Source organism: uncultured Roseibium sp. (assembly GCF_963675095.2).
In the GTDB taxonomy this organism is placed as follows: Bacteria; Pseudomonadota; Alphaproteobacteria; order Rhizobiales; family Stappiaceae; genus Roseibium.
This window is the reverse complement of record NZ_CAXXSJ010000033.1, coordinates 45,055-70,552: the sequence shown is the minus strand read 5'-3', so window position 1 is coordinate 70,552 and position 25,498 is coordinate 45,055. Positions and strand designations below refer to the sequence as shown.

Sequence of the window (25,498 nt, the reverse complement as noted above, 5' to 3'; positions counted from 1 at the left end):
GGGGGGAGAGGGATGCATGCGGCACCGCTCGGTTTCATGATCTCGAAATTGGCGTTCAGAGATCCCTCTGGCGCCCGAATTGTTTTCCCTCTTAACCCAAAGAGACCGCCATGAGCTCACTTCCTTCCGCCAACTGGTCCTATCCGACATCCGTGCGTTTCGGCGCGGGCCGCATCAAGGAACTTCCCAAAGTGGTGTCGGCCGCAGGCATGCGGAATCCGCTGCTGGTGACCGATCCGGGCCTTGCCGGCCTGCCGATGGTCGCCGATGCCATTGCAAGCCTGAAAGAAGCAGGCCTTGAGGCCGCCGTCTTTTCCGATGTGAAACCGAACCCGCTCGGCAGCAACATCGAAGCCGGCGTGGCCGCCTACAAGGCCGGCAACCACGATGGCGTGATTGCTTTCGGTGGTGGCTCCGGCCTCGATGCCGGCAAGGTGATTGCCTTCATGTCCGGCCAGACCCGTCCGGTTTGGGACTTCGAGGATATCGGCGACTACTGGACGCGTGCCGACGCAGCCGGCATCGCGCCGATCGTCGCCGTTCCGACCACGGCCGGGACCGGCTCCGAGGTCGGCCGCGCAGGCGTGGTCACCAACGAGGAAACCCACACCAAGAAGATCATCTTCCACCCGAAGATGCTGCCGGCGACCGTGATCTGCGACCCGGAACTGACCGTCGGCATGCCGCGCATGATCACCGTCGGCACCGGCATGGACGCGCTGGCCCACTGCCTGGAAGCCTATTCCTCGCCGTTCTATCACCCGATGTCAGAAGGCATCGCGCTGGAAGGCATGCGGCTCGTTTTTGAAAACCTGCCGAAGGTCGTCGCCGACGGGTCTGACCTGGAGGCCCGCGGCCACATGATGAGCGCCGCCGCCATGGGTGCGGTCGCCTTCCAGAAGGGTCTCGGTGCGATCCATTCGCTGTCCCATCCGGTCGGCGCGATCTACGACACGCACCACGGCATGACCAATGCGGTGTTCACGCCCTATGTGCTGCAATACAACAAGCCGGCGATCGAACAGAAATTCGAACGCCTCGCCGGCTTCCTCGGCTTCACGGGTGGTTATCAGGGCGTCCTCGACGCGATCCTGAAACTGCGCGAAGACCTGGGTGTGCCGCACACGCTGGCCGGCATTAATGTGGACGGCGAGAAGCGGGAAATGATCGCGGAAATGGCCGTGATCGACCCGACTGCAGGCGGCAACCCGGTGGAACTCACCAAGGAAGGCGCCCTGGAGATTTTCGACAAGGCGCTTTCGGGCGAAGTCTGAGAATAGAGATAGCGGAGGCCGCGCCGACGCGGCCTCAGGCTATTCGCGCAACAATACCACGTTGAACCGCAGCGTCCTTCGAATCCGGCGCCCGTTCGACGCGGTTCCGGCCATTGTGCTTGGCCGCATACATAGCCCGATCGACCGACGCGACAATATCGTTGAGGTCGGAGGATGTCCTGATCGACGCCACGCCCGCGCTGACGGTGGCATTCAGCGGTGCCCCGTCGAAGAACCTGTGGTCGTCGGCGAACGCCTTGCGCACCCGTTCGGCAATGACATAGGCCGTTTCGATCGAGGCATCCGGCAGAACCACCAGAAACTCCTCGCCGCCATAGCGTCCGAACAGGTCATTCGGGCGCAGGGAATTCCGGACCGTATTCGCAAACGCGATCAGGATCCGGTCCCCCGCCTGATGACCCTGCGTGTCGTTGATCGTCTTGAAATGATCGAGATCGAACATGACCATGGAATAGGGTGATCCGTCCCTGCTGCACCGGTGGAGGAGCCGTTCGGCGCCTTCGAAAAAGGCCTGGCGATTGACCGCACCTGTCAGGCTATCGGTTTTAGCAGCTTCCACGATCTGCCGCTCGCTGCGTTCCTTGCTCATCAGGATCAGAAGAACCGCGGTTCCTCCGGCATAGAAGATGGTGTCCAGATGGATCATGCCGAACCAAGTGAAGAGCTCAGGCGGAGCATCGGGATCAAAAGTGCCGCTGAGTTGCTCATAAACCCCTCCGAGGAAAACCATCGCATGCAGGGTCAGGAGCCCCATCAACGGCCAGCGCGCATATAGCTTTTCCTCGCGTACCGACCACAGGCTTGCAACCGACAGCAGCAGATACACGACCCAATTCCCAAACTCGACCGATACCAGCCACTTTTGGCGATCAAGTTCGACCGGTACCACCACAACCAAAAGCACGGCACCCATGCCAGCGAGAAATACCGGAACGGACACGTTCCTGCCGCTGAAGCGCTGGACACCGGCCCAAATCATAGCTGGCGCCAGGGTCAGCAACAATCCCCCGATGGCGTTCAGGAACGGAAGCTGAAGCGTTAGCCCGGACACCAGAATGCCAAGGCCGATTGCATTTGTTCCGTGTGCACCGGCCCACCACAAGAGCGCAGGCATCCGGTTGAACTGCAACCATGCTCCCAGCAGCCCCAGACAGGCGAAGGCCGTTATCAGAGTGCTTGAAACCATAAATGTCATGGCATCGAGGTGCATTCGGCTGTCCGTCACTTTCGCTTAATTTCCGCTACGTTAATAACAAGACTGCGGCCTTATCTGTTTCCATAACTTTAAGTAGTCCGACACCCTCTGGAATACACGGGATTTCCCGAGGGGATGGTTAACCGTTCATGAATACCCCAAGAGCTACACCCAATTCCTAACGATCTTTCCGGCCTTATTTTTCCCGGACCTGTATCTGACCATTCCCAAAGTGTAACAGACTGTAATTATTGATCTATCTCAACGGACGTTCCGAAAAACATGGGTTATGGTCAAGGCCTCCCAAGACGTAACCACCCCGGAGCCCCACACCAATGCTCTCCTTTGTTTCCCGTTATGCCACCCCGTTGATCACCGGACTTTTCATGGTTTCCCTGGTGTCCGGCATCGCCCTGTTCTTTCATGTCGGAGGAGCCACGTTCCATGGCATGCATGAGTGGCTGAGCATGGTTCTGATCGTGCCGTTTGTCGCCCATATCTGGAAGAACTGGCGGCCGTTCCTGAACTATTTCAAACGCCTGCCGATGACGATCGCGCTCGCCCTGTCCGTGGCTGCTGCGATCCCGTTTGCCATTCCGTCTTCGGACGGAAGCACGGGCGGAAACCCGCTGGTTGCCGTGGCCGGCGCTGTCCAGAACGCACCAGTCACAGCCGTTGCCGCGCTCTATGGCAAGACCCCGGAAGACATGATGGACGCCCTCAAGAGCCAGGGTCTGACCGTCACCTCGCCCGACCAGACCCTGCTTGAGGTCGCCAGCGCCAGCGACAAGAGCGGCCGCGACGTGATTTTCGCTCTCGCCCAGGTGAAGCGCTAGACGCAAAACGCCCGCGCTCTTCGGGGAGCGGGCGGCTTCCTTATCCGTTGCGGAAGGTTCTTGCGAGATCCCGAAGCTGAAAAAGCTCATCGTCTTCCAGGTCGAGTACTTCGAAATAGTCGGCGAGATTTTCCAGGTAGTCGATGTTCGGTCCGAGATAGCCTTCGGCGGCGGCGATCCGCCTTGCGGTTTCCTCCAGGCTCATGGGCGGCAGCAGGAGGGGATTAGCCGGATTGACCAGGAATGCCATGGCCTCGACAGAACCGTGGGCGGTCTCCAAAGTCAGAAACTCCGGCTTGTAGGACCGCAGGATCATTTCCCGACGCCACAGGTATCTGCTTTCCTCCTCCAGGGTTTCCGCAGCCAGACGGAACACCAGCCCGTTGCAGGTACCGCCGGTATCGAGTCCCGCCATCAGGCCGGGTTGTTCGGGCGTGCCGCGACCAACCTCGGACAGCAGGCAGAAGCGGCGGTGGTGGCCCTCCAGGCGCGCCCGGCGCACCTCGGTGAAATGAAACGCCGGATCCCACATCAGCGAGCCATAAGCGAAGACCCACATGTCCTGCCCCCAGCGGCCCTCCAGCGTCTGCCGTCTCGAGGCTTCCCGGTCTTCATCGCTTCTGCGCCAGTTTTCCGGCAGCCCCATCGACCGCATCTCGCGGTCCATGTGGCTCAGGTCCAGCGTGCGGAACCGGGATTCATCCGCGGGTATGATCTTGGTCGCAAGGTTCGGATGGTGACGAAACGGGTTCGCAGCGTCCTGCATGTCGGGATTGATGCCTCGGGTTCTTCGGGATGGCTCTTTCGAAACGGTTCAGTTGTTTTTAGCCAACCTTGAAGGCCTTGTCACAAAACCAGAAGTGGCGAACCGGCCGTTCACTTTTTTTCAAGCCAATTTGACCTATCAACCCGGCTTCCACGGTATCCGGCCTTATGGTCGCCCGATTTTCGGACGAAGTATCGATATTCGTAATTTTTACGATCCGCCAAATATCCGGATCGGTCGTGATTAACCAATTCTAAATATTACGCCCCTGCAGGTGCCGCAGGGGAAGAGTTCTGCTATGATTGACAGCGTAAAATTACCTAGGTCCAGGATTTTACATGGGATGGGGTAGTGGATTTTCGACGAGGGAAATCAATCGTTCGCGTGCTCTGACAAGGGCCGTGAAGACAATTGCGCTCGTCTATCTGACCTCTTCATTGCTTACGCGCCCCGCCCTTGCCGCCATCACCGTGCCTTATGACCCAGGCGCCGATCTGCGCCAGATCGCAAAGACGTATCTCGGCGATGCGGATCTTTGGCCTTCCATCCTGAAGGCCAGCGGCATCGACCGGATTACCGATCTGAGACCCGGACAGGGCCTGACCGTTCCAACCACAGAGGTTGCCGCGGCCCGCACCGCGCTCAATAGTTCCAATGCCCGGATCCAGGATGCGAATGCCGCCGGAGCTCAGGTCTTCGCCTTCGATGAGATCGACGAGGCCATTCGCCTGCACGATGACGCCTTGACCGAGCAGAAAGCCGGCGACTGGAGCAAGACGCTCGAGCTTGCCGTCGCCGCCGAGGGCCTGGCTTCCAAAGCTTACTCTCTGGCAGAGAAAAACCGTGACCAGGCGGCCGAGGCGCGCCTCAGCGACCGTCAAGGCTGGGTGGAAGGCCAGCGCCCGGAAGACCTCGGCTGGGAGGATCGTCAGATCAATGCGGTCCTGGTCGAGGAAGAAAAGGTACGCACGCTGTCCCGCTCGACGGCACAGATCACGTTCCGGGACACAGGCAGGCTTCGCCTGAACGCCAATTCCCATGCCGTCATCCAGCGAATGCGCGTCGATCCGCTGAAAAAGCGGGAAGACGCCAAGGTCTCTCTGGTGGAAGGCGACTTCTATGCCCTGCTCGGGGGCGATTCCGACAGGAAGACGCTGCAGGTCGACGTTCCGGATGTGAATGCGCAGATCGATTCCGGCGATTTCTGGGTCCGCCAGGATGTCAGCGGCGCCAAGTTCACCAACTACGACGACAGGCGCGTCGAAATCGCCGCCCGGGGGGACCGGGTCGATCTCGGCCGCAACGAAGGCGTGGTCATCCGCTCGGGTGAAGCCCCGCGCAAGAAGGTCGAGCTGCTGGGTACGCCCGATCTGCTGGCGCCCGCCGACGACGGCGAGGTCTATAACCGGATGGCGGACCTCTCCTGGAGCCCGGTGAAGGACGCCGCCGGCTACTGGCTGGAGGTCGCCCGCGATCCGAACTTCAATCACATGGTGGATTCCGTATCGGCCCTGCCCGACACGTCCTTCACGCTGGAGAACCTGGATACCGGCATCTACTACTGGCGGATTTCCGCGCTCGACCAGTTCGGTCTGCCGGGGCCGCGCAGCCTGTCGCACCGGTTCGACATGCGGATCGATAACGCGCCGCCTTACCTGCGACTGGACGCACCGGTGAGCAGCGACATCTACCGGGAAGCCTCGGTCGTGGTGAAAGGCGAAAGCGAGCTCGGGCGCAACGGTTTCCGTCAACGGGACCGCAGCTGCGGTCGACGATCAGGGGCACTACTCTCTCGCCGTTCCGCTAAAGCCCGGTCCGAACGTATTGACGGTCCTGTCCCGCGATGCTGCCGGCAATGAAACGAAAGTGTCGCGGGAAGTGGTGCATATGCCGGACGCGACGGCGGAAATCACCTTCAGCGTCGCAATCCCCCGTGTTTCGGCCCGGCATTTCGTCGCAAGCGGCAGCGAGATTTCCCTGTCCGGCCAAACGGAAAAGAACGCGAAATTACAGGTGCTCGGCCCGGATGGCGTCCTCCGCGCCAGTGCAACGACGGACGGCGACGGCGGTTTCGCCTTCACGCTTCCGCTCAGCACCGATGAAGGCGACTTTAAGATCACCGTGACCAGCGCATCGGGCTTTTCCAGCCAGGACAGTTTCATGGTCAGCATCGACCGGGACCCACCGGCGATCGAGCTCGACTCGCCCCTGCCCCGCCTCACCTCGACAGAGTTCCTGGCGCTGCGCGGCACGGTGACCGACAGCCGCACGGTGCAGCTCAACGGGCGGGAGATTCCGCTCAAGGACAAGCGATTCGATGAGGTCATCACCCTGAAAGAAGGGGAAAACACCATCGAGATGTCGGCCAGCGATCTGGCCGGCAACGTCACGGTCGAAACCTGGACCGTGACCCTCGACCAGAGCCCGCCGAGCTATGTGAGCCATACGATCAAGCCCGGTAGCGGCGGCCGGGTGACGGTGGAGGTCATGGCTGAAGATGCAAGCGGTCTGGCGAAGGCCGCGCCGTTTACCTTGTTGTCGAATGGGACTGAAGTGGACGGTTTCTTGCGCTACAACAAACTCAGCAGAAGTTACAGGGGCGCAGTGGCGGTCGCCTCGGCTGATATTTCAGGGGTTCGTCTTGCAGGCATCGAACTGCAGGACGATGCCGGAAACCGGATCCGGGTCCGGTTGAAATGACGGGGATGGTCGCGGGAATGTTTTCAGTCGAAGCGCGCCGCTTTGGGAAGATCCGCAGGAAGAAACCGGTTGTCGCCACAGCCGTTCTGCTTGCGCCGCTGGCGATGGTCGCGCCGGCTTCAGCCCAGCAGGCGAAGCCGATCGATGTGCCCCTGCTGGTCACCTACGGGGCCGACGCCCCGACGCGCGAAGGCGATCCCACCCACCGACAGATCATCTATATCGAGCTTCCCGATACGCTGGAGGACCGGGTCTATTTGCGCCTGTTCGATCCGGAAAGCGGCGGCGATCACGACCTTCTCTACGGACCGGCCAATTCCGAAACCCGCTTCGCGCTTTATGGCGGCGACGGCGCATTCGCCGGCGACCGCACGATCGGCGACAACGGCGAACCGGTGGAGATCACGGGCGGCACCCTGCTCTCGGAAAAGACCTACACCGACGATGCGCGCACCGACGGGCAGTGGACCACGATGGCGCTGTTTTCTCCCTCCGAGGGGGAAAAGCGCGGTGACAAGCGGATCTTCCGCCTTAACGTGGAAGGAACGAGCGGCAACGACGGCAACCTCTATGGTGTCGCCATCAGCCTGCGGGACCGTCGCGCCGTGCCGCCTGACGGCGTCAAACTGTTCTCCTATGCGCCGACGATCCGCGTCCCCAACAAGACGACCCTGACCGAATTGCGGTTTCAGGTGCCGGATCAGAAAACCGAGCTTTCCATCGACAATTTCGATGCGGCCTACGGCAAGCTGAACCTGACCACCGCCTTCCGCTCCGTGCCGCTGAAACCGTCCGGCCAGGACCAGTGGCGCAGCGAGACCGTCAAGCCTGTTGCCAGACGAGCAGGGCCAGCCGGCGGCGATCACCCTGCAGGGCGGGTCGGAAATGCCGAATGACGCCACCTTCTACATCACGGTGAAGGCGGACAGGTTCCTGCCGCTCGACCTGCCGCCGTTCAACTGGATCCCCAACCGCCGGCCGGAAATCAGCGCCACGGCGACCTTCCTCGACGGCTGCCGTGCCGTTGCCTTCGACGCGTCGCAGAGCCGGGACCCGGACGGCAACCGCCTGTCGTTCAAGTGGATCTTCTCCGACGACACGATCATGACCGGCCCGGCCGTGGTGAAAGACTACGACGCGACCGGCCAATTCAAGGAACGGCTCGAAGTCCGCGACGATTCCGGCCAGATCGGCAACGGCAGTGCGAAGACGCTGGATGTTTTCGTCAAGCATCCGCCGGTCGCCCGGATCAATGCGCCCGCGGTCGTGGGAACCGGCGAGAGCGTTCTGTTCAATGCCGACACCTCGTCGAGCGAAGCGGCGGACATCGCCCGCTTCGACTGGCACTTCAACGACGGGTTCACGGCGCAAGGGCCGCAGGTAACCCGCGTGTTTGAGCATCCGGGCGACTATCTCGTCTCGCTCACGGTTACCGACGATTCCGGCCACCCGTGCGACAACGGCACCATCGACATTCCGATCCGGGTCAATGCGCAGCCCGTTGCCGAGGCCGGAGCGGACCGGCGCACCGAAGTCGGCGCGCAGCTGAGCTTCGACGCGGGCAAGAGCTACGACACCGACGGCAAGATCATCTCCTACCGCTGGGACTTCGGCGACGGCACCACCCTGGACGGCGCAAGCGTCGGGCACGCGTTCAAGACCCCGGGCACCTACGATGTCGCACTGACCGTGGAAGACGATGCCGGCGTTGCCAACAGCAAGGCCACCGACACGGCCCAGGTGATCGTCAACGCGCCGCCGGTTCCGGTTGCAGGCGACGATCTGAGCGTTGCCACCGGCGAGGTGATCACCTTCGACGGCAGCCGCTCCCGGGACCCTGACGGAAAACTGATTTCCTACCAATGGGATCTGGGTGACGGCGCCAGTGCGAATGGCGAGACAATCACCTATGCCTTCGCCAAGCCGGGCACCTATCAGGTCCGCCTGTCGGTGACCGACGATTCCGGCACCAAGACCCGCGGTCGGTCGGATACCCTGTCCGTGCGCGTCAATGCACCGCCGGTGGCGGTGGCCGGCAAGGATCAGGTGGTGACGGCAAGCGCGGTCCATTTCGACGGATCGGGATCTTCGGATGCCGATGACCGCATCGCCGACTATCATTGGGACTTCGGCGACGGCACGACCGGGAGCGGCGCCGCGCCGGCTCATGTCTACAAGACGCCCGGCACATACGACGTCCGGCTGACGGTGACCGATGCGTCCGGCACCATCCGCAACACCGCCTCGGACACGATGCAGGTGGTGGTCAACACCCCGCCGATCGCCGATGCGGGTCCGGACCTGATCGGCGCGCCCGGCGAAGAATTGACCTTCCAGGGCAACCGCTCCATCGATCCCGACGGAGACATTGCGGAATACGAATGGGACTTCAAGGACGGCACGCTCGAAAACGGTGAAATCGCGACCCATGCCTTCGATAAGCCGGGACGGTATTTCGTCCGTCTCAAGGTAACCGACAACACCGGCCAGACCAGGGCCGTGGACTATGACGAGGCGGAGGTCATCATCAACGCCCCGCCGGTTGCCGATGCGGGCGACAATATCCGGGTGGCCCCGGGCCAGCTGTTCACCCTCGACGCAGGCCGGTCGAGCGACAGCGACGGAACGGTCACCGACTTCCGATGGGACATTGCCGGCAGGAACGAGCCCGTCTATGCGAAAGCTCATGAGATCAAGTTCGACGAACCGGGCACCTACACCGCCCTTTTGACGGTGTCCGATGACAGCGGCGCCGACAACGCCCTGGCCGAAGATGAGATCACGATCCGCGTCAATCATCAGCCGACGGCGGATGCCGGGCAGGACGTCTTTACCGCCAAGAACCTTGTGATCTTCGACGCCGGCGCGTCCTCCGATCCGGACGGCGACGGCCTGAGCTACACCTGGGACTTCGGCGACGGGACTTCGGCCACCGGCGCCCAGGTCGCCCACACGTTTGCGACCGGAGGCAGCTTCCCCGTCATCCTGACCGTCAGCGACGGCACCGGGCTTGCCAACGGCACCAGCCGGGACGCGCTCACGGTCACGATCAACAATGCCCCGGTCGCCGTTGCCGGCGAGAACCAGCGGCTGTGCACCGGCGATATTCTGGTTCTGGACGGCAGCAAGTCGTCCGATCCGGATGGCGGAGTGCTGAAATACGCCTGGGACTTCGGCGACGGCTCCGGGTCCGACATCGTCAATCCGACCAAGACCTACCGGCGCGGCGGCGTCTATCCGGTCACGCTGGCGGTGACCGACGACTCAGGGCTGGGCAATGCCACCGCGCGCGATCAGATCGCCGTTACCGTCGATCAGGCGCCGGTCGCGGACGCCGGCCCGGACATCCGGATCTGCGCCAATACGGAAGCAACCTTCGACGGTTCCAGGTCGTGGGACGCGGACGGTGTCGTCAACCGGTTCCAGTGGGACTTCGGTGACGGCGGATCGAGCGGCGGCGACAAGCCGAAACACACCTACCGGCGCGCCGGTACCTACCGGGCGCAGCTCACCATTGAGGGCGACCGGGTCGGACAGTGCGACATCCGCGCGACTGACGAGGTCAATGTCGAGGTGATCGCCGCTCCGGTGCCGCTGATCGAAGCCGTCTCCGCCGTTCCGGTCGGTGAAGCGGTCAGCTTTGACGGCTCGCGGTCCTATCTGGACGGCGGCGTGGTGACCGGCTGGTCCTGGAATTTCGGCGACGGTACGAGCGCCGATGGCGCCCTGCAGACCCATACCTTTGAAAAGGCCGGCTCCTACCGGGTGGCGCTGACGGTCGACAGCACGGCCAAGTCGGACGACTGCCACATGATCACCGGCTACCAACTGATCACGGTCAACGCGGCCCCGGTCGCCGATGCCGGTGAGGACATCGTCGTCGGCGTCAACGAGGAATTCGAACTCGACGGCTCCGGCTCCAGCGATGAAGAAGGAGCGATTGCCAGCCACGTCTGGGACCTGGGCGACGGCACGACCGCAAACGGTGTCGCCATCCGTCACCGCTACGCCGAGCCCGGACGCTACAACGTCAAGCTGACGGTGACCGATACGGCCGGCCTCACCAATTCCAGCGCGACCGATACGGTGACCGTGATCGTCAGCGACGGGGCAACGGCTGTGCTGGATGCGCCCGATGCGGTCTGCGTGGGCGAGCAGGTCACGCTGTCCGCGGCCCGCTCCACCAGCCGTGAAGCTCCGATCAGCGCCTTCAGTTGGTCTTTCGGAGACGGCACCACCGCAGACGCGGAAAAGGTGACCAAACGCTTCGTCTCTCCTGGCCGGTACAATGTCTCGGTGCTGGTCGACGACGGTAAGGGGCGCACCTCCAGCCAGCGGCAGGCTTCCAAGGTCATTCTGGTCAATCAGCCACCGAATGCGGTTGCCGGGACGCAATCTCGCCGCCTGCCCGGGCGTGGCCGTGGCCTTCGATGCCGGCGCGTCGAGCGATCCGGACGGCCGGATTTCCAGAGTCGAGTGGAACTTCGGCGACGGCGAGACCGCTATCGGCATGACCCCGGAACATACCTATGCCCGACCCGGCACCTATGACGTCACGCTGAAGGTGATCGACGATTCCGGCTCTTCCTGTGATACTCGCGAAGACAGGATGACTGTCGTCGTCAACACACCGCCAACGGCCGATGCCGGTCCGGATCGTGAAGTCTTCACCGGCGGTGCTAACGACGCGGAGGTCTTCAGCGCGTGGCGGTCCTATGATGCGGACGGAACGGATCTGTCCCATACCTGGGACTTCGGTCCGGACGGCCAGCAGTCGGGTTGAGCGGGTAGCGCACAGTTTCACCGCGCCGGGCGACTACGAGGTCAAACTGACGGTTTCCGACGGTTCCGGCCTTTCCTGCGGCACGGCATCTGATACGATCAGGGTGAAGGTGCGGGAAAGAGAAGCCTACTAAGCTTCCATTTGGGCCCCGCAACTGTGGTGGGGACCCCATGGAATGCGACTGACACTTCGCAAGAAGCTCCTGATATTTGCCGCGGTGATCGCGGTACTGCCTCTGCTGATCGCGGGTCAGACATTGATTCGCATCGCGCGCGACGAGTTGAAGAGTTCGGCCAACGACCAGCTGACGGAAACCGCCCGTCAGGTCACCACGGAAATCAACAGTGTCTACCGCAATGCCTGGGCCGCGCCCCTGTCGCTGATCGCCAACGGGGTCGACAATGAAAAGCTCAGCGTCGACGCCAAGATCGCGCTCCTGACCCTTGGTATTGCCGAACTGCCGGATATCGTCGCCCTTCAGATTACGGTGGAAGGCAGCCAACGGCCCTTGCTGGTCACGCGGGAAGGCTTTTCGAAAAACTCGGCGAGGCCGGGCTGGAGCCGAAGGCCGTGTTACGTATCAATCCGGCGACGATCAAGGACTATCGTCAAGGCAACCATGGTCTTGCCCGCCAGGTCCAGCATCTGGAGGGAACCAACATCTGGCTCGCCTCCATCATCCTGCCCCTGCAGAATCCGCTGAACGGAAGGCCGGCAACCCTGTCGGCCCGGATCGACATCAGCCGTATCAAGGACTTCATCGACGCCCACGCCTTCACCAAGATCGGTACCATTACGATCGTCAACAAGCAGGGCCAGCGTATCTTTGCTTCCGGCGAGGACGACCTGTCCGATTTCGATATCGTCAACGAGGCGACCAGCCTGCTTGCCCTGCAGACCCGGGTGATCAGCATCAAACCCTATGCCCGGCCCGACGGCGAGGTCATGCTGGGCGCCTTTTCCTTCCCAGGCCCCTTCGACTGGGCGGTGATTGCGGAAAAGAGCGAGGCGGCGGCCTATTACACGATCGACGTCATGACCCGGAACCTCATCATCTGGGTCGGCGCGGGGCTGGCCGTCGCCGGCCTGGGGGCGATCTTCTTCTCGCTCGGCATTTCCCGGCCGATCCTGAAAATCGGACAGGCGGCCATTGAGGTCGGGAAGGGCAATTTCCAGGCGCGCGTCACCGGCGTTAAGAGCCGCGACGAAATCGGCGAACTTGCCGGCCGCATCAACGAAATGATCGTGCAGATCAACGAGCGGTTCCAGCTCGCGAAATTCGTATCCCACGGCACCATCGACGCCATTCAGGATTCCAGTGATGGCAGCGTAAATCTCGGAGGATCCCGCAAGCGGGCGGCAATCCTATTTGCCGATATCCGCGGCTATACGGCCTTTTCCGAGAGCCGCGAGCCGGAGGTGGTCGTCGATGTCCTGAACCATTATTTCGCCTATCAGGGCGAAGCTGTTGCCCGCAACAACGGCGATATCGACAAGTTCGTCGGCGACCAGATCATGGCCGTGTTCCACGGCCCGGATATGAGCGCGGATGCGGTGCGCTGCGCGGCCGAAATCCAGGACATCATGGAGGCTTCTTCCAGGGAAAATCCGGATTGGGAACTCGATATCGGCATCGGCATTGATGTCGGCGACGTGGTCGTCGGCGCCATGGGCAGCCCGGAGCGGATGGACTACACGGTCCTTGGCGACCACGTGAACCTCGCAGCCCGCCTGTGTTCGGCGGCCGCGCCGAAGGAAACCATGATTTCAGACGCGGTCTACGACGACATCAAGCACATGACCGAATTCGGCTTCGCTCCACTCGCGCCGATCAACGTGAAAGGCAAGTCTCAGCCGATCTCCGTCTATGCGGTGGAACTGGTCAAGCTGCCGGGGGAGGAAGACGATCAGCCGAGCGCGCAGGAAGCCGTCGAAAAACAGAGCGAGGCCGGGCAGTAAGCCGCGCCGACGCAGGTCATGCGCGGACGACAGTCCCGATCTTCAAATCATGCTGTCGAGCAATTCGCCCTCGCCGATCCGGCCCAGCACCCGGCCCTCCTCGGCGACCAGGATCTCGGTTTCTGACTGGCGCTTCAGCTTTATGACATCGCGCAGCGGGGGTCGCGGCACGGCAGGTGACCACGCCTTCCGGTACCTGGGTCCGGTCGCAGGCGGACATGATATCCTTGGCCCGCAGCACATTGAGCGGGTTCATGTGGCCGACGAAATCGGCGACATAGTCGTTGGCCGGTTTCTTGACGATCTCCTGCGGCGTGCCGAGCTGAATGACGCGCCCGCCTTCCATGATCGCGATCCGGGAGCCGATCTTGGCGGCCTCGTCGAGGTCATGGCTGACGAAGATGATCGTGCGGTTGAGGCTTGCCTGGAGGTCCAGAAGTTCGTCCTGCAGACGATCGCGGATCAGCGGATCGAGGGCGGAAAACGGTTCGTCCATCAGTAGAACCGGTGCTTCGGTGGCAAAGGCGCGCGCCAGGCCGACCCGCTGCTGCATGCCGCCGGAAAGCTCATGCACCTGCTTGTCGCCCCAGCCCTGAAGGCCGACGAGCTCCAGCTGCTGGGAGACCTTCGCCCGCCGTTCCGTCTGCCCCATGCCCGCCAGTTCGAGACCGAAACCGACGTTTTCGGCGACCGTCCGCCAGGGCAGAAGGGCGAATTGCTGGAACACCATGGCGATACGGTGCCGGCGCAGCTGGCGCAGTTCCTCTGGCGAACAGGTTGCCGGATTTACGGCCTTGTCGCCATTGCGAACCAGAACCTCGCCCCGGATCACCGGATTGAGCCCGTTGACCGCCCGAAGCAGGGTCGACTTGCCCGATCCGGACAGGCCCATGAGGACGATCACTTCGCCCTCGTTGATGTCGAACGTCGCGCCGGCGACACCGAGGATCTGCCCGGTTTCGGACTGGATGTCCGCCCGGCTCCTGCCGGCATCGATCATCGGCAGGGCGGCTTCCGGCCTGGCGCCGAAGACGATATCGACATTTTTGAAGGAGACCACCGGCGCCGTCATGAGCGTCCTCCTTCGCCGGGCCCCGCGCGGAAGAACCGGTCGAGCACAATGGCGACGAGAACGATGGCGACGCCGACCTCGAACCCCTTGGCGATATTGACCGTGTTCAGCGCCCGAAGCGTCGGCACGCCGAGACCGTCCGCCCCGACGAGCGCGGCGATCACGACCATGGAGAGCGACAGCATGATCGTCTGGGTCAGGCCGGCCATGATCTGCGGCAGGGCATAGGGCAACTCCACCTTCCAAAGAAGCTGGGACTTGGTCGCGCCGAAAGCCTGGCCGGCTTCAAGAAGTTGGGTGGGCGTGGACGAGACGCCGAGCTGGGTCAGGCGGATCGGGGCGGGAATGGCAAAGATCACGGTCGCGATCAGGCCCGGCACCATGCCGAGACCGAACAGGATCAAAGCCGGGATCAGATAGACGAAGGTCGGGATCGTCTGCATCAGGTCGAGGATCGGCCGAAGAGCAGCATAGAGTTTCGGACGGTGCGCCGCGGCCACACCGATCGGCACCCCGACCGCCATGCAAACGACCGACGCACCGATCACAAGCGCAAGCGTTTCGGTGGTTTCCTCCCAGTAACCCTGATTGATGATCAGGAGCATGGACGCCAGGACAAACAGGGGAAAGGAGATGTTGCGCCGGACGAACCAGGCAAGGCCGGTCGCGAAGGCGACGACGACAAGCGGGTGTGGCGTCTGCAAGACCCACAGGATCCCGTCGATCATGGTTTCGAGCACATAGGAGATGCCATCGAAAAACCAATAGGCGTTGTCGGTCAGCCAATCGACGAAGGCTTTCGCCACCTTTCCGATCGGGATTTTATGGTCGGTCAGCCATTCCAATGGGATGTCCCCGCCCGTGCCATGTCAGATCGTTTCGAAATACGGGAACGCCGGAGACTGTTCGCCTCCGGCGTCGATCGTTCGGCTTAAAGGCCAAGGGCGCCCTTGACGGCTGCGAATGCATCGCCGCCATCACGGGTGGTCACGCCGTCGAGCCAGGCTTCGAAGGTCGCCGGATGATCCTTGAGCCATGCTGCGGCCGCATCGGCCGGCTCGGCGCCATCGTCCAGGATCGCACCCATGATCTCGTTTTCCATGGCGAGCGAGAACTTCAGGTTCTTCAGCAGCTTGCCGACATTCGGGCATTCTTCCGTATAGCCGGCACGCACATTGGTGTAGACGGTCGCGCCGCCGTAGTTCGGGCCGAAATAGTCGTCACCACCATCCAGATAGGCCATGTCGAAATTGGCATTCATCGGATGCGGCTCCCAGCCGAGGAAGACGATGTCCTCGTCGCGCTTGGTGGCCCGGGCCACTTGGGCCAGCATGCCCTGTTCGGAGGATTCCACCACTTCGAAGCCCTTCAGGCCGAAGGCATCCTCGTCGATCATGCCGATGATCAGACGGTTGCCGTCGTTGCCGGGCTCGATGCCGTAGATCTTGCCGTCCAGGCTGTCCTTGAACTTGGCGATGTCGGCAAAGGTTTTCAGTCCCTTGTCGAAGGTGTATTTCGGCACGGCGAGCGTATACTTGGCGCCTTCCAGGTTGACGCCAACGGTCTCCACAGAGCCATCGTCGCGGTAGGCGGCGATATCGCCTTCCATGGTCGGCATCCAGTTACCGAGGAAAATGTCGATGTCCTTGTTCTTCAGAGACGCATAGGTCACCGGCACGGACAGGATCTTGATTTCGGTCTCGTAGCCGAGGGCCTTCAGGACGGTTGTCGTGGCCGCCGTGGTCGCGGTGATGTCCGTCCAGCCGACGTCGGAGAAGCGAATGTCCTTGCAGCTGTCAGGCTCTGCGGCGAATGCGGTGCCTGCGACCATGGCCGACAGCGCAAGACCTCCAAGAAAAGCGGAATATTTCTTCATGGTGTGTTCCCCTTTTTTCACGCCTTGTTTCCGCCATTGGACAGCAAAATGCCCACTGGAAACAATGGTCTCGTTTCGAATTCGCGCGTTTGTCCGCGCTTACCCCTTCGAATTGCGACAAATGAAACATCATCCATTATTTTTTACAAGTTTTCATTGATTGGCTGTTCAATTAAAATTAAGCACGGATCATACGGGAGATCGCAGATGCCCAAGATCGGTATGGAAGAAGAGCGCCGGCGCAGCCTGATTGCGGCAACCGTGGATGCCATCCACGAAAACGGGTTCTGCGATGTCACCATCGCCCAGATCGCCCGCCGCGCCGGTGTCTCCGGCGGTCTGGCCCATCATTATTTCGGCTCCAAGGATCAATTGCTGGCGGCCACCATGCGCCACCTGCTGAATGATCTCGGGGAGCAGATCCGTTCCCGTCTTGCCAAGGCGGAAACGCCGCGCGAACGGATCTCTGCGATCATTACGGGCAATTTTGCGCCGGAGCAGTTCCGCGAGGCGGTCATTGCCGCCTGGCTCGCCTTTTACGTTCAGGCGCAGACGACGGAAACGAGCCGGCGCCTGCTGCGGATCTATTCCGCCCGCCTCGTCTCCAACTTGACCTTCAACCTCAAGGCCTTCATGGCGGCAAAAGAGGCCAGACGGATTGCGGAGGGAACCGCGTCGATGATCGACGGTGTGTGGATCCGGCGGGCGCTGAAGGATGGCGCTCCGGACGCGATGTCCGCGATCCGCATGGTGGAGGACTACGTCGAAGCGCAGATCTTGGTCCACCGATCCAAACGTTCGGGTGGTGAGGATGAGCAGGACGAGGCTTCGCGATGAGCGACACGTTCGACTTCGTCATTGTCGGCGCCGGATCCGCCGGTTGCGCGCTTGCCTACCGGCTGTCGGAGGACCCGTCCGTCTCCGTTCTGGTTCTGGAATACGGCGGAACCGATGCCGGTCCGTTCATCCAGATGCCGGCGGCTCTATCTTATCCGATGAACATGGCCCGGTACGACTGGGGCTATGAAAGCGATCCCGAGCCTCATCTGGGCGGACGGCGGCTTGCGACCCCGCGCGGCAAGGTGATCGGCGGGTCGTCGTCGATCAACGGCATGGTCTATGTGCGCGGCCATGCGCGCGACTTCGACACCTGGGAAGAGCTGGGCGCCGCCGGCTGGGGCTATAAAAACGTTCTGCCCTATTACAAGCGCCTGGAACATGCCCATGGGGTCGGTTCCGACTGGCGCGGCACGCACGGCCCTCTGCATGTAACCCGTGGCACCAAGTGGAACCCGCTGTTCGATGCCTTCGTAGAGGCAGGAGCGCAAGCCGGCTACGAGACGACATCCGACTACAACGGCGAGAAGCAGGAAGGCTTCGGCGACATGGAGATGACGGTCCGCAAGGGCCGGCGCTGGTCCGCCGCGAACGCCTATCTGAAGCCGGCGCTGAAACGGCAGAACGTCACGCTGATCACCGGCGCCTTTGCCCGCAGGATCCTGTTTGACGGCAAGCGGGCAACGGGCGTCGAATACCAGAAAGGCGCCGACGTGCGAACGGTTCGATGCCGGCGCGAAGTGATCGTGTCGGCCTCCGCGATCAACTCGCCCAAGCTTCTGCTGCAGTCCGGTATCGGACCTGCCGCTCAGCTTGGCGAACACGGGATCGACGTGATCGCCGACCGGCCGGGTGTCGGGGAAAACCTGCAAGACCATCTGGAACTTTATATACAGCAGGCCTGTATCCAGCCGATCACGCTCTACAAACACTGGAACCTGGTCTCCAAGGCCCTGATCGGCGCGCAGTGGCTGTTCACCGGCAAAGGGCTCGGCGCCTCCAACCAGTTCGAATCCTGCGCCTTCATCCGTTCCAAGGCCGGTATCGACTATCCGGATATCCAGTTCCACTTCCTGCCCTTCGCCGTTCGCTACGACGGCAAGGCGGCGGCAGAAGGCCACGGATACCAGGCGCATGTGGGGCCGATGCGCTCCAGGTCGCGCGGGCGTGTCAGGCTAACCTCCGCCGATCCGCTCGCTAAACCGTCGATCCTGTTCAACTACATGTCCCAGGAAAGCGACTGGCAGGACTTCCGGACCTGTATCCGCCTGACCCGGGAAATCTTCGCACAGGACGCGTTCTCCCCCTACCGGGGCAAGGAAATCCAGCCGGGCGATGGCGTCCAAAGCGACGAAGATCTGGACGGTTTTATCCGCGAACACGTGGAAAGCGCCTATCATCCCTGCGGCACCTGCCGGATGGGTCAGGCGAGCGATCCCATGGCCGTCGTCGATCCGGAATGCCGGGTAATCGGCGTGGACGGCCTTCGGGTCGCCGACAGCTCGGTCTTTCCGCAGATCACCAACGGCAACCTGAACGCCCCCTCGATCATGGTGGGCGAGAAGGCGGCCGATCACATTCTCGGCAAGGATCCCCTGCCCGCTTCCAACGCGGAACCCTGGATCCATCCGGAATGGGAAACACACCAGCGATAGAACGCAAGAGGACGCAGATGCGCGCACAGCCCAAAGCCTCCCACTATATCGGCGGCCGGTATGTCGAAAGCCCGGACGGGCATCCCTTCCCATCGATCTATCCGGCGACGGGCGAAGCGATCGCGTCCCTGAATAGCGCCGACGAAGCCACCGTCGAGGCGGCGGTCAGTGCCGCCGTCGAGGGTCAGAGGGTCTGGGCAGCCACGGCACCGGCGGAACGCGGACGCGTCCTGCGAAAGGCAGCCGAGTTTATCCGCGAGAGAAATCGCGAACTTTCCATCCTGGAAACGCTCGACACCGGCAAGCCCTTGCAGGAAACGCTGATTGCCGATGCGGCTTCGGGCGCCGACTGCCTTGAGTATTTCGGCGGACTGGCGGCAACACTGACCGGCGAGCATATCGATCTGGGCGGTTCTTTCGCCTACACGAAGCGGGAACCGCTCGGGATTTGCGTCGGCATCGGGGCCTGGAACTATCCGATCCAGATCGCCTGCTGGAAGGCCGCGCCCGCGCTGGTCTGCGGCAATGCCATGATCTTCAAGCCGTCCGAGGTCACGCCGCTCAGCGCGCTGAAACTCGCCGAAATCCTGACCGAGGCGGGCCTGCCGAATGGCGTGTTCAACGTGGTGCAGGGCTACGGCGATGTCGGCACGCAGCTGGTGTCCCATCCGGCGGTCGCCAAGGTCTCGCTGACCGGTTCGGTACCGACCGGCGCGAAGGTGGCAACCCTTGCCGGCGAACATCTGAAAAAGACGACGCTGGAGCTTGGCGGCAAGTCGCCGCTGATCATCTTCGACGATGCGGACATTGACAACGCGGTCTCGGCCGCGATCAACGCCAACTTCTATTCCAGCGGCCAGATCTGCTCCAACGGGACGCGTGTCTTCGTGCATGACGCCATCAAGGACAGGTTCCTGTCCCGGCTCAACGAGCGGACGGCCAATGCTGTTCTCGGCGATCCGCTCGATGAGGCGACCAGTATCGGCCCGCTGGTTTCCAAACCGCAACTCGACAAGGTGCTGGGCTATATGATGCTCGGCCAGGAAGAAGGTGCGCGGCTTGTCTGCGGCGGCAAGCGCGCCGATGTGCCCGCCTTCCCGGACGGTCTCTTCGTCGAACCGACCGTGTTTGCCGACGTGAGCGACGGCATGCGGATCGCGCGCGAGGAGATCTTCGGTCCGGTCATGTGCGTGCTCGACTTCACCGACGAGGCGGACGTGATTGCGCGCGCCAACGATACCGAGTTCGGCCTGGCCGCGGGCGTGTTTACCAAGGACATTCAGCGGGCACACCGGGTAATCGATGCCCTGCAGGCGGGTACCTGCTGGATCAACACCTATAATCTGACCCCGATCGAAATGCCGTTCGGCGGCTACAAGAAGTCAGGCATGGGACGCGAAAACGGCCACGCGGCCATTGAGCATTACAGCCAGCTCAAGAGTGTCTACGTGGAAATGGGCGACGTGGAAGCCGCATTCTGAATTCTCACGGCAGGGCAAGTTCTACCGGTCCGTATCATTTGGCGCCATCAGCGGCGGGCCGAATTCTTGCGATAGGCATTTGCCGACATCCCAAACCATGCCTTGGCAGCCCGCGAGAACGCGCTTAGCTCCGAATATCCAAGAAGATAGGCGATCTCGCTGAGTTGGAGGTCGCTGTCGACGAGATACCTTTGCGCCAGCGCCTTGCGCACATGATCGACAAGTTGGCGGTAAGTGGTTCCGGAACCCTCAAGTGCACGTTGGAGGCTTCGGCGCGACATGCCAAGCTCCTGAGCAACTGCTCCGAGCGATGCATCGCCTCGTTTCAGCGCATCGCTGATCTGATTGGTAATGATAAAGAGACGATCGGCACGGTCTTCCCGCTCCCTAAGTTCGCGCAAAGCCGATTGTTCGACAATTTGCAGCAAATGCGGTTCGCTGGACGGCGGCACGATCGACAGGCAGTCCAAGGGCACGCCCAGGCGGTCGCAGGGCTGATTGAACCGAATGTCAGAGCCGAGAATGCGGTTAAATTCCGCTAGGTTCCTCGGCATTTTATGGCTGAAGTCAGCCTTAAAATGAATTTTCTTATCTTGGGCAATGAATTGAATGCGGTTGGCCGCGAAGCCAATAATCATGTCGATGAATTGCGCACGCGGGCCGAAACTGTCGGATATCTCCCAGCAAAGGAAAGCATACCGGTCTTCTTCAATGTATCCAATCGGGATGGAATTTGCCGGAATGCTTTGAAAGCGCACCCAATTCTTAAGCGCCTGTCCCATGGTGGGTGCGGCAAGAGCGACATAATCGAAAACCGTTGCAGCCCCGATCGGCGCTGCATAACCCTCCTTGATCCCAAAGGCGTCATCGCCGGTTTCCAGGCCACACGCTTCATAGAGAGCCATGACACATTTCAAGGGCACATGATCGGCTAAATCATATTGCCGGTCGGGATCGAGACCGACCGCACGCGCTATTCGTTCCCAATCGAGCCCTCGCGAGCGGATTGATGCCGCGATCTGCAGAATTCCATTGGCCGAAACAGTCGCTCCGCTTTTCGCGTCATCCCCAGGCACTGACATTCGCGCATCACCAATTTTCCCTCGGAATCAAATGTCAAATTTTTGGTTTGAGCTGTCAAGTTTGACCAAGTGAGCCCCTCGCAGACAAGACGATGCGGACGTGACCGCATGCGCCAACGACACCGAGTTCGGCTTGGCCGTAGGCGTATTCACCAGGGACTTCCAGCGGGCGCACCGGGTGATCGCTGCCCTGCAGGTCGGCACCTGCTGGATCAACACCGACAACCTGACGCCAATCGAAATGCCGTTCGGCGGCTACAAGAAATCCGGTATGGGACGCGAAAACGGCCACGCGGCCATTGAGCATTATAGCCAGCTCAAGAGTGTCTACGTGGAAATGGGCGACGTGGAAGCCGCGTTCTAGCCAGACTACCCCGCACGAAGGGTCGCAGGCCGTTGACCGTCAGGCGCACCTGAGGTTTCTCCGCGCCGGTAGGCTTTCGGAGACACCCCGAACCAGATCTTTGCCGCCCGCGAAAACGTGCTCAATTCTGAATAGCCGAGCAGATAGGCGATCTCGCTCAGTTGCAGCTTGCCGTCCAAGAGATACTGCTCGGCCAGAGCCTTGCGCACCCGGTCCACGGCCTGGCGGAAGGTCAGCCCGTTTTCTTCCATTCTCCGTTGCAATGCCCGTTTCGACATGGCCATTTTCCGGGCGACCGCGTCGAGAGACGGATCGCCCTCCTTCAAGGCTTCGTTGATGGCACGAGAGATATTGTCCAGGTCATTGTCTTCGATCTGGTTGCTGGCGAGCCTGGCAAGCGCGGTCTTCTCGATCAGCGAATAGAGATGCTCCTCCGACCCCACAGGCGCAACATCCATGACCTCAAGCGGAATGCCGATCCGGTCCTGCTCACAGCCAAAGCGGATGTTTCTCCCCAGGATCCGGTAATAGGTTTCGACCTGGCGGGGTTTGCCTTGCGTGAATTCGAAGGTCAGATCCACCTCCCTGCCGCCCAACATGTGCCGGAGGCGGCTTGCCGAAAACGACATTGCCTTTGCCGTCACCTGAACATGCGGGCCGTAGAGATTGCTGATGTGCCAGGACAGATATCGTTTTCCGTCCACGTCGTTGAGCGATATCTGCGTGATGTTGGACAGGACCCGTTCAAAACGCCGCCAGTTCTCCAGAGACTGGGCAATCGTGGGCGCCGTGAGAGCGACATAGTCGAAGACCTTCATCGACCCCATTTTCACCTGTGATCCGAGGATCACGCCCATGGCATCATTGCCGGTCATTCTGGCGAGATATTCGTGAACTTCCAGGTAGACTTCCGACGGTCCCGCCCCTTCGGGGTCATCGGTTACCTTCGGGTCAAACCCGATGTCCCTTGCCATCTTGAACCAGTCAAAGCCAAGGGCTTCCGCTTGCGCCCGGGTGTTTACGAGCAATTGCGCGTAAATCTTTCCAGGTGACTTGGCCATACGCTCCCCCAGCGCCCGATCAGACTGCAATGACCTTCAAACGCTAGCCCTCCGCCTGTTCGGATGTCAAACCAAATGGCGCGTCACGGCAAGTTATTTGTCGCATTATGCAAAGAACTCTCTGAGGCCGTCCGGAAAAATTTTACAGCCTTCTCCGCATCGGATCGCTATAAGCCGACGTCATGCGAGATCTGGATGTCCTTATAATCGGGGCCGGCGCGGCCGGGCTCATGTGCGCCATCGAGGCGGCCAAGCGCGGGCGGCGGACGCTCGTGATCGACCATGCCAAGAAGCCTGCGGAAAAGATCCGGATTTCCGGCGGTGGACGCTGCAACTTCACCAATCTGCATTGCGGGCCGCAGAATTTCCTTTCGCAAAATCCCCGGTTCTGCGTTTCGGCCCTGAAGCGTTACACCCAGCACGATTTCCTGGCGCTCGTCGAGCGGTACCGTATCGGCTGGCATGAGAAGACCCTTGGCCAGCTCTTCTGCAACGACAGCGCCAAGGACATCATCGACCTGCTGCTTTCAGAACTCGGCAAGGCGGGCGCCACGCTGAAGCTGGACACATCCGTGACCGGTATCTCCAAGCCCGACGACCGGTTTTCCGTCGAAACGGATACCGAAACCCTCCGGGCCACCTCGTTGGTGATCGCCACCGGTGGGCCGTCGATCCCGAAGATGGGTGCGACCGGCTTCGGCTATGAAGTGGCCAGGCGCTTCGGTCTGAACGTGATCCAGCCGCGCCCTGCCCTGGTGCCGCTGACCTTTTCCGACGCCAACAAGGCCCTGTGCGCGAAGCTTGCCGGCGTCTCGGTGGACGCCATTGTGTCCTTCCAGAAGACCCTGTTCCGCGAAGGCCTGCTCTTCACCCACCGGGGCCTGTCGGGCCCGTCGGTCCTGCAGATCTCCTCCTACTGGCAGGAGGGCAAGCCGATTACCGTGAACCTCGCCCCTGACCGGGACGTCTTCGAAACCCTGCGGGCGGCGCGGACGGATACACCGAAGCAGGATCTGAAAACCGCCCTTGCCGCCTTCCTGCCGAAACGTCTGGCGGACGAACTGGCGGCCGAGTTCAAGCTGTCCGGCCGGCTGGCGGATTGCTCCGACAAGGTGCTTCGCCGTGCCGGCGATCTTCTCAACCGCTGGCAACTGGTGCCCGCGGGCACGGAAGGATACCGCACCGCGGAAGTCACGCTCGGCGGCGTCGATACCAAAGAACTGTCGTCGAAGACTTTCGAAGCGGCAAAGGTTCCGGGGCTTCATTTCATCGGTGAAGTGGTCGACGTCACCGGACATCTCGGCGGTTTCAATTTCCAGTGGGCCTGGTCCTCCGGGCATGCGGCCGGCCAAGCCGCCTGACCAAAATTGCTGCTTTGCACAATAAAAAGATGACCGTTCCTCAGATGCCGTTATAATCGGCAAAAAACGGGGAGCATTCATGAGGCGGGTAACGATCCACGATGTGGCGGAAAAGGCCGGTGTCAGCCTTGCCACCGTTGACCGTGTGATGAACGGACGCACCGGCGTGCGCAAGATCACCATCGAGAAGGTGCAGGCGGCCGCCGACGAACTGAACTATACCCGGGACATCTTCGCCGCCAATCTTGCCAAGAAACGCAATTACCGGTTTCAGTTCCTGATCCCAAACGGCCCGAACGCCTTCATGGAAGACCTTAGCGAAGAAGCGCGCAAGCATGCCGAAACGCTTGCGCGCGAGCGGGTCGACATTCACATCGAACCGATCGACGCCTTCGACGCGCACCGGGTCGCCGGAACACTGGCGATCCTGGACAAGTCGGTCTGCGATGGGGTCGCCGTGGTCGCCCCCGCCTTTCCGGAAGTGCGCGCCGCCATCGACCGGCTGCAGGACCGGGGCGTTCACGTGGTGACGCTGGTGTCCGACCATCCAGCCTCCATGCGCAGACGGTTCATCGGCATCGACAACATGGCAGCCGGACGCGCCGCCGGGCGGCTCATGGGCAGGTTCCTCCCCAGGACGCAGGGCAAGATCGGCGTGATCGCCGGATCTCTCGGCCTGCGCGACCATGCGGAACGGCATGGCGGCTTCGCGCAAGTGCTCGCGGAAGAGTTTCCGCATCTTGATATTCTGAAAGTCCGCGAAGGGCGGGACGACAACGGCAAGAACGAGGACATCGTCGGCAAGCTCTTGTCAGAGCATCCGGATCTTTCCGGCCTCTACAACATCGGCGCCGGCAACCGCGGCGTGATCGCCGCCCTGGAAAAGAGCAATCGCGCCGGGGACATTACCTTCATCGGCCATGAACTGACGCCCTACACCCGCGCAGCGCTCATCAGCGGAACGATGGATGCGCTGATTGCCCAGAATGCCGGGCATGAAGTGCGCAGCGCCACCCGAATCCTCAAGGCGCTTTGCGATGGCACACCCGTTCTCGACGATCAGGAAACCATCGGCATCGACATCTTCATGAAAGACAATCTGCCGGAGCTGCCTTAGGGTCCGGAGCTGCCTTGGGGTATAGGGTGTCTTAAGATGCTCTAATATTCACAAAATC

Annotated in this window: 20 protein-coding genes and 4 pseudogenes; 17 read left to right on the top strand and 7 right to left on the bottom strand. The window is 61.6% G+C overall.

Annotated features, from left to right (window positions below):
* Nucleotides 1-110: 110 nt before the first annotated feature.
* The gene (locus tag ABIN98_RS13015; protein WP_346910560.1) at nucleotides 111-1,274 is read left to right on the top strand and encodes an iron-containing alcohol dehydrogenase; all 1,164 of its coding nucleotides are present in this window, start codon (nucleotides 111-113) and stop codon (nucleotides 1,272-1,274) included.
* Between the two features lie 34 nt (nucleotides 1,275-1,308).
* On the opposite strand, the gene ABIN98_RS13010 is transcribed toward ABIN98_RS13015, so the two are convergent.
* Complete coding sequence (locus tag ABIN98_RS13010; RefSeq protein WP_346910558.1) at nucleotides 1,309-2,520, bottom strand: GGDEF domain-containing protein; 1,212 nt, start codon at nucleotides 2,518-2,520, stop codon at nucleotides 1,309-1,311.
* 305 nt (nucleotides 2,521-2,825) lie between these two features.
* On the opposite strand from ABIN98_RS13010, the gene ABIN98_RS13005 reads away from it, so the two are divergent.
* Nucleotides 2,826-3,326, top strand: a complete 501-nt coding sequence (locus tag ABIN98_RS13005; RefSeq protein WP_346910556.1) for a DUF4405 domain-containing protein — start codon at nucleotides 2,826-2,828, stop codon at nucleotides 3,324-3,326.
* Nucleotides 3,327-3,366: 40 nt separating this feature from the next.
* Here ABIN98_RS13005 and ABIN98_RS13000 read toward each other — a convergent pair whose 3' ends face one another.
* The gene (locus tag ABIN98_RS13000; RefSeq protein ID WP_346910554.1) at nucleotides 3,367-4,092 is read right to left on the bottom strand and encodes a gamma-glutamylcyclotransferase; all 726 of its coding nucleotides are present in this window, start codon (nucleotides 4,090-4,092) and stop codon (nucleotides 3,367-3,369) included.
* On the opposite strand from ABIN98_RS13000, the gene ABIN98_RS12995 reads away from it, so the two are divergent.
* The 9 genes and pseudogenes from ABIN98_RS12995 to ABIN98_RS12955 all read left to right on the top strand — a co-directional run bounded on the left by ABIN98_RS12995 (nucleotide 4,091) and on the right by ABIN98_RS12955 (nucleotide 13,534).
* Entirely contained in the window at nucleotides 4,091-4,339 is a 249-nt protein-coding gene (locus ABIN98_RS12995; RefSeq protein WP_346910552.1) for a hypothetical protein, read from the top strand. The genes ABIN98_RS13000 and ABIN98_RS12995 overlap by 2 nt on opposite strands.
* 91 nt (nucleotides 4,340-4,430) lie before the next feature.
* A pseudogene (locus ABIN98_RS12990) lies at nucleotides 4,431-5,309 on the top strand (FecR domain-containing protein); the annotation flags it as partial.
* 670 nt (nucleotides 5,310-5,979) lie between these two features.
* On the top strand, nucleotides 5,980-6,792 hold the full coding sequence (locus ABIN98_RS12985; RefSeq protein ID WP_346910548.1) for an Ig-like domain-containing protein: 813 nt from the start codon (nucleotides 5,980-5,982) through the stop codon (nucleotides 6,790-6,792).
* Between the two features lie 17 nt (nucleotides 6,793-6,809).
* Nucleotides 6,810-7,688 carry a hypothetical protein gene (locus ABIN98_RS12980; protein WP_346910546.1) on the top strand — a complete coding sequence of 293 codons (879 nt, stop codon included), beginning with the start codon at nucleotides 6,810-6,812 and terminating at the stop codon, nucleotides 7,686-7,688.
* Nucleotides 7,678-11,118, top strand: a pseudogene (locus tag ABIN98_RS12975) (PKD domain-containing protein); the annotation flags it as partial. The gene ABIN98_RS12980 and the pseudogene ABIN98_RS12975, both read left to right, overlap by 11 nt.
* The gene (locus tag ABIN98_RS12970; RefSeq protein ID WP_346910544.1) at nucleotides 11,081-11,575 is read left to right on the top strand and encodes a PKD domain-containing protein; all 495 of its coding nucleotides are present in this window, start codon (nucleotides 11,081-11,083) and stop codon (nucleotides 11,573-11,575) included. The pseudogene ABIN98_RS12975 and the gene ABIN98_RS12970, both read left to right, overlap by 38 nt.
* Nucleotides 11,508-11,708: a PKD domain-containing protein gene (locus ABIN98_RS12965; protein WP_394701492.1), complete on the top strand. Its 201-nt coding sequence runs from the start codon at nucleotides 11,508-11,510 to the stop codon at nucleotides 11,706-11,708. Before ABIN98_RS12970 ends, ABIN98_RS12965 begins: the two co-directional genes overlap by 68 nt.
* A gap of 42 nt (nucleotides 11,709-11,750) precedes the next feature.
* Entirely contained in the window at nucleotides 11,751-12,278 is a 528-nt protein-coding gene (locus ABIN98_RS12960; RefSeq protein ID WP_346910542.1) for a hypothetical protein, read from the top strand.
* 242 nt (nucleotides 12,279-12,520) lie between these two features.
* Entirely contained in the window at nucleotides 12,521-13,534 is a 1,014-nt protein-coding gene (locus ABIN98_RS12955; RefSeq protein ID WP_346910606.1) for an adenylate/guanylate cyclase domain-containing protein, read from the top strand.
* 42 nt (nucleotides 13,535-13,576) lie between these two features.
* Here the strand turns inward: ABIN98_RS12955 and choV are convergent.
* The 3 genes and pseudogenes from choV to ABIN98_RS12940 all read right to left on the bottom strand — a co-directional run bounded on the left by choV (nucleotide 13,577) and on the right by ABIN98_RS12940 (nucleotide 16,482).
* Nucleotides 13,577-14,606 (bottom strand): annotated as a pseudogene (choV, locus tag ABIN98_RS12950) (choline ABC transporter ATP-binding protein).
* Complete coding sequence (gene choW / locus ABIN98_RS12945) at nucleotides 14,603-15,451, bottom strand: choline ABC transporter permease subunit (RefSeq protein WP_346910538.1); 849 nt, start codon at nucleotides 15,449-15,451, stop codon at nucleotides 14,603-14,605. The pseudogene choV and the gene choW overlap by 4 nt, the downstream one beginning before the upstream one ends.
* A gap of 86 nt (nucleotides 15,452-15,537) precedes the next feature.
* A complete protein-coding gene (locus ABIN98_RS12940; RefSeq protein ID WP_346910536.1) occupies nucleotides 15,538-16,482 on the bottom strand; it encodes a choline ABC transporter substrate-binding protein in 945 nt (314 codons plus the stop codon).
* A gap of 207 nt (nucleotides 16,483-16,689) precedes the next feature.
* Here ABIN98_RS12940 and betI point away from each other — a divergent pair, with 207 nt between their 5' ends.
* From betI to betB, 3 genes are read left to right on the top strand one after another with little or no spacing between them, the layout of a single operon-like run.
* Nucleotides 16,690-17,319 carry a transcriptional regulator BetI gene (gene betI, locus ABIN98_RS12935; RefSeq protein WP_346910534.1) on the top strand — a complete coding sequence of 210 codons (630 nt, stop codon included), beginning with the start codon at nucleotides 16,690-16,692 and terminating at the stop codon, nucleotides 17,317-17,319.
* Nucleotides 17,316-18,974 carry a choline dehydrogenase gene (betA, locus tag ABIN98_RS12930; RefSeq protein WP_346910532.1) on the top strand — a complete coding sequence of 553 codons (1,659 nt, stop codon included), beginning with the start codon at nucleotides 17,316-17,318 and terminating at the stop codon, nucleotides 18,972-18,974. Before betI ends, betA begins: the two co-directional genes overlap by 4 nt.
* Before the next feature lie 17 nt (nucleotides 18,975-18,991).
* The gene (betB, locus tag ABIN98_RS12925; protein ID WP_346910530.1) at nucleotides 18,992-20,455 is read left to right on the top strand and encodes a betaine-aldehyde dehydrogenase; all 1,464 of its coding nucleotides are present in this window, start codon (nucleotides 18,992-18,994) and stop codon (nucleotides 20,453-20,455) included.
* Between the two features lie 47 nt (nucleotides 20,456-20,502).
* Here betB and ABIN98_RS12920 read toward each other — a convergent pair whose 3' ends face one another.
* A complete protein-coding gene (locus ABIN98_RS12920) occupies nucleotides 20,503-21,537 on the bottom strand; it encodes an AraC family transcriptional regulator ligand-binding domain-containing protein (protein ID WP_346910528.1) in 1,035 nt (344 codons plus the stop codon).
* An 88-nt stretch (nucleotides 21,538-21,625) separates the two neighbouring features.
* On the opposite strand from ABIN98_RS12920, the pseudogene ABIN98_RS12915 reads away from it, so the two are divergent.
* Nucleotides 21,626-21,901, top strand: a pseudogene (locus ABIN98_RS12915) (aldehyde dehydrogenase family protein); the annotation flags it as partial.
* A 5-nt stretch (nucleotides 21,902-21,906) separates the two neighbouring features.
* Here ABIN98_RS12915 and ABIN98_RS12910 read toward each other — a convergent pair.
* Nucleotides 21,907-22,962 carry an AraC family transcriptional regulator ligand-binding domain-containing protein gene (locus ABIN98_RS12910; protein WP_346910526.1) on the bottom strand — a complete coding sequence of 352 codons (1,056 nt, stop codon included), beginning with the start codon at nucleotides 22,960-22,962 and terminating at the stop codon, nucleotides 21,907-21,909.
* Nucleotides 22,963-23,144: 182 nt separating this feature from the next.
* Between ABIN98_RS12910 and ABIN98_RS12905 the strand changes: the two genes are divergently transcribed.
* Nucleotides 23,145-24,323, top strand: a complete 1,179-nt coding sequence (locus tag ABIN98_RS12905) for an NAD(P)/FAD-dependent oxidoreductase (RefSeq protein ID WP_346910524.1) — start codon at nucleotides 23,145-23,147, stop codon at nucleotides 24,321-24,323.
* 79 nt (nucleotides 24,324-24,402) lie between these two features.
* Nucleotides 24,403-25,440 carry a LacI family DNA-binding transcriptional regulator gene (locus ABIN98_RS12900; RefSeq protein ID WP_346910522.1) on the top strand — a complete coding sequence of 346 codons (1,038 nt, stop codon included), beginning with the start codon at nucleotides 24,403-24,405 and terminating at the stop codon, nucleotides 25,438-25,440.
* Nucleotides 25,441-25,498: the final 58 nt, after the last annotated feature.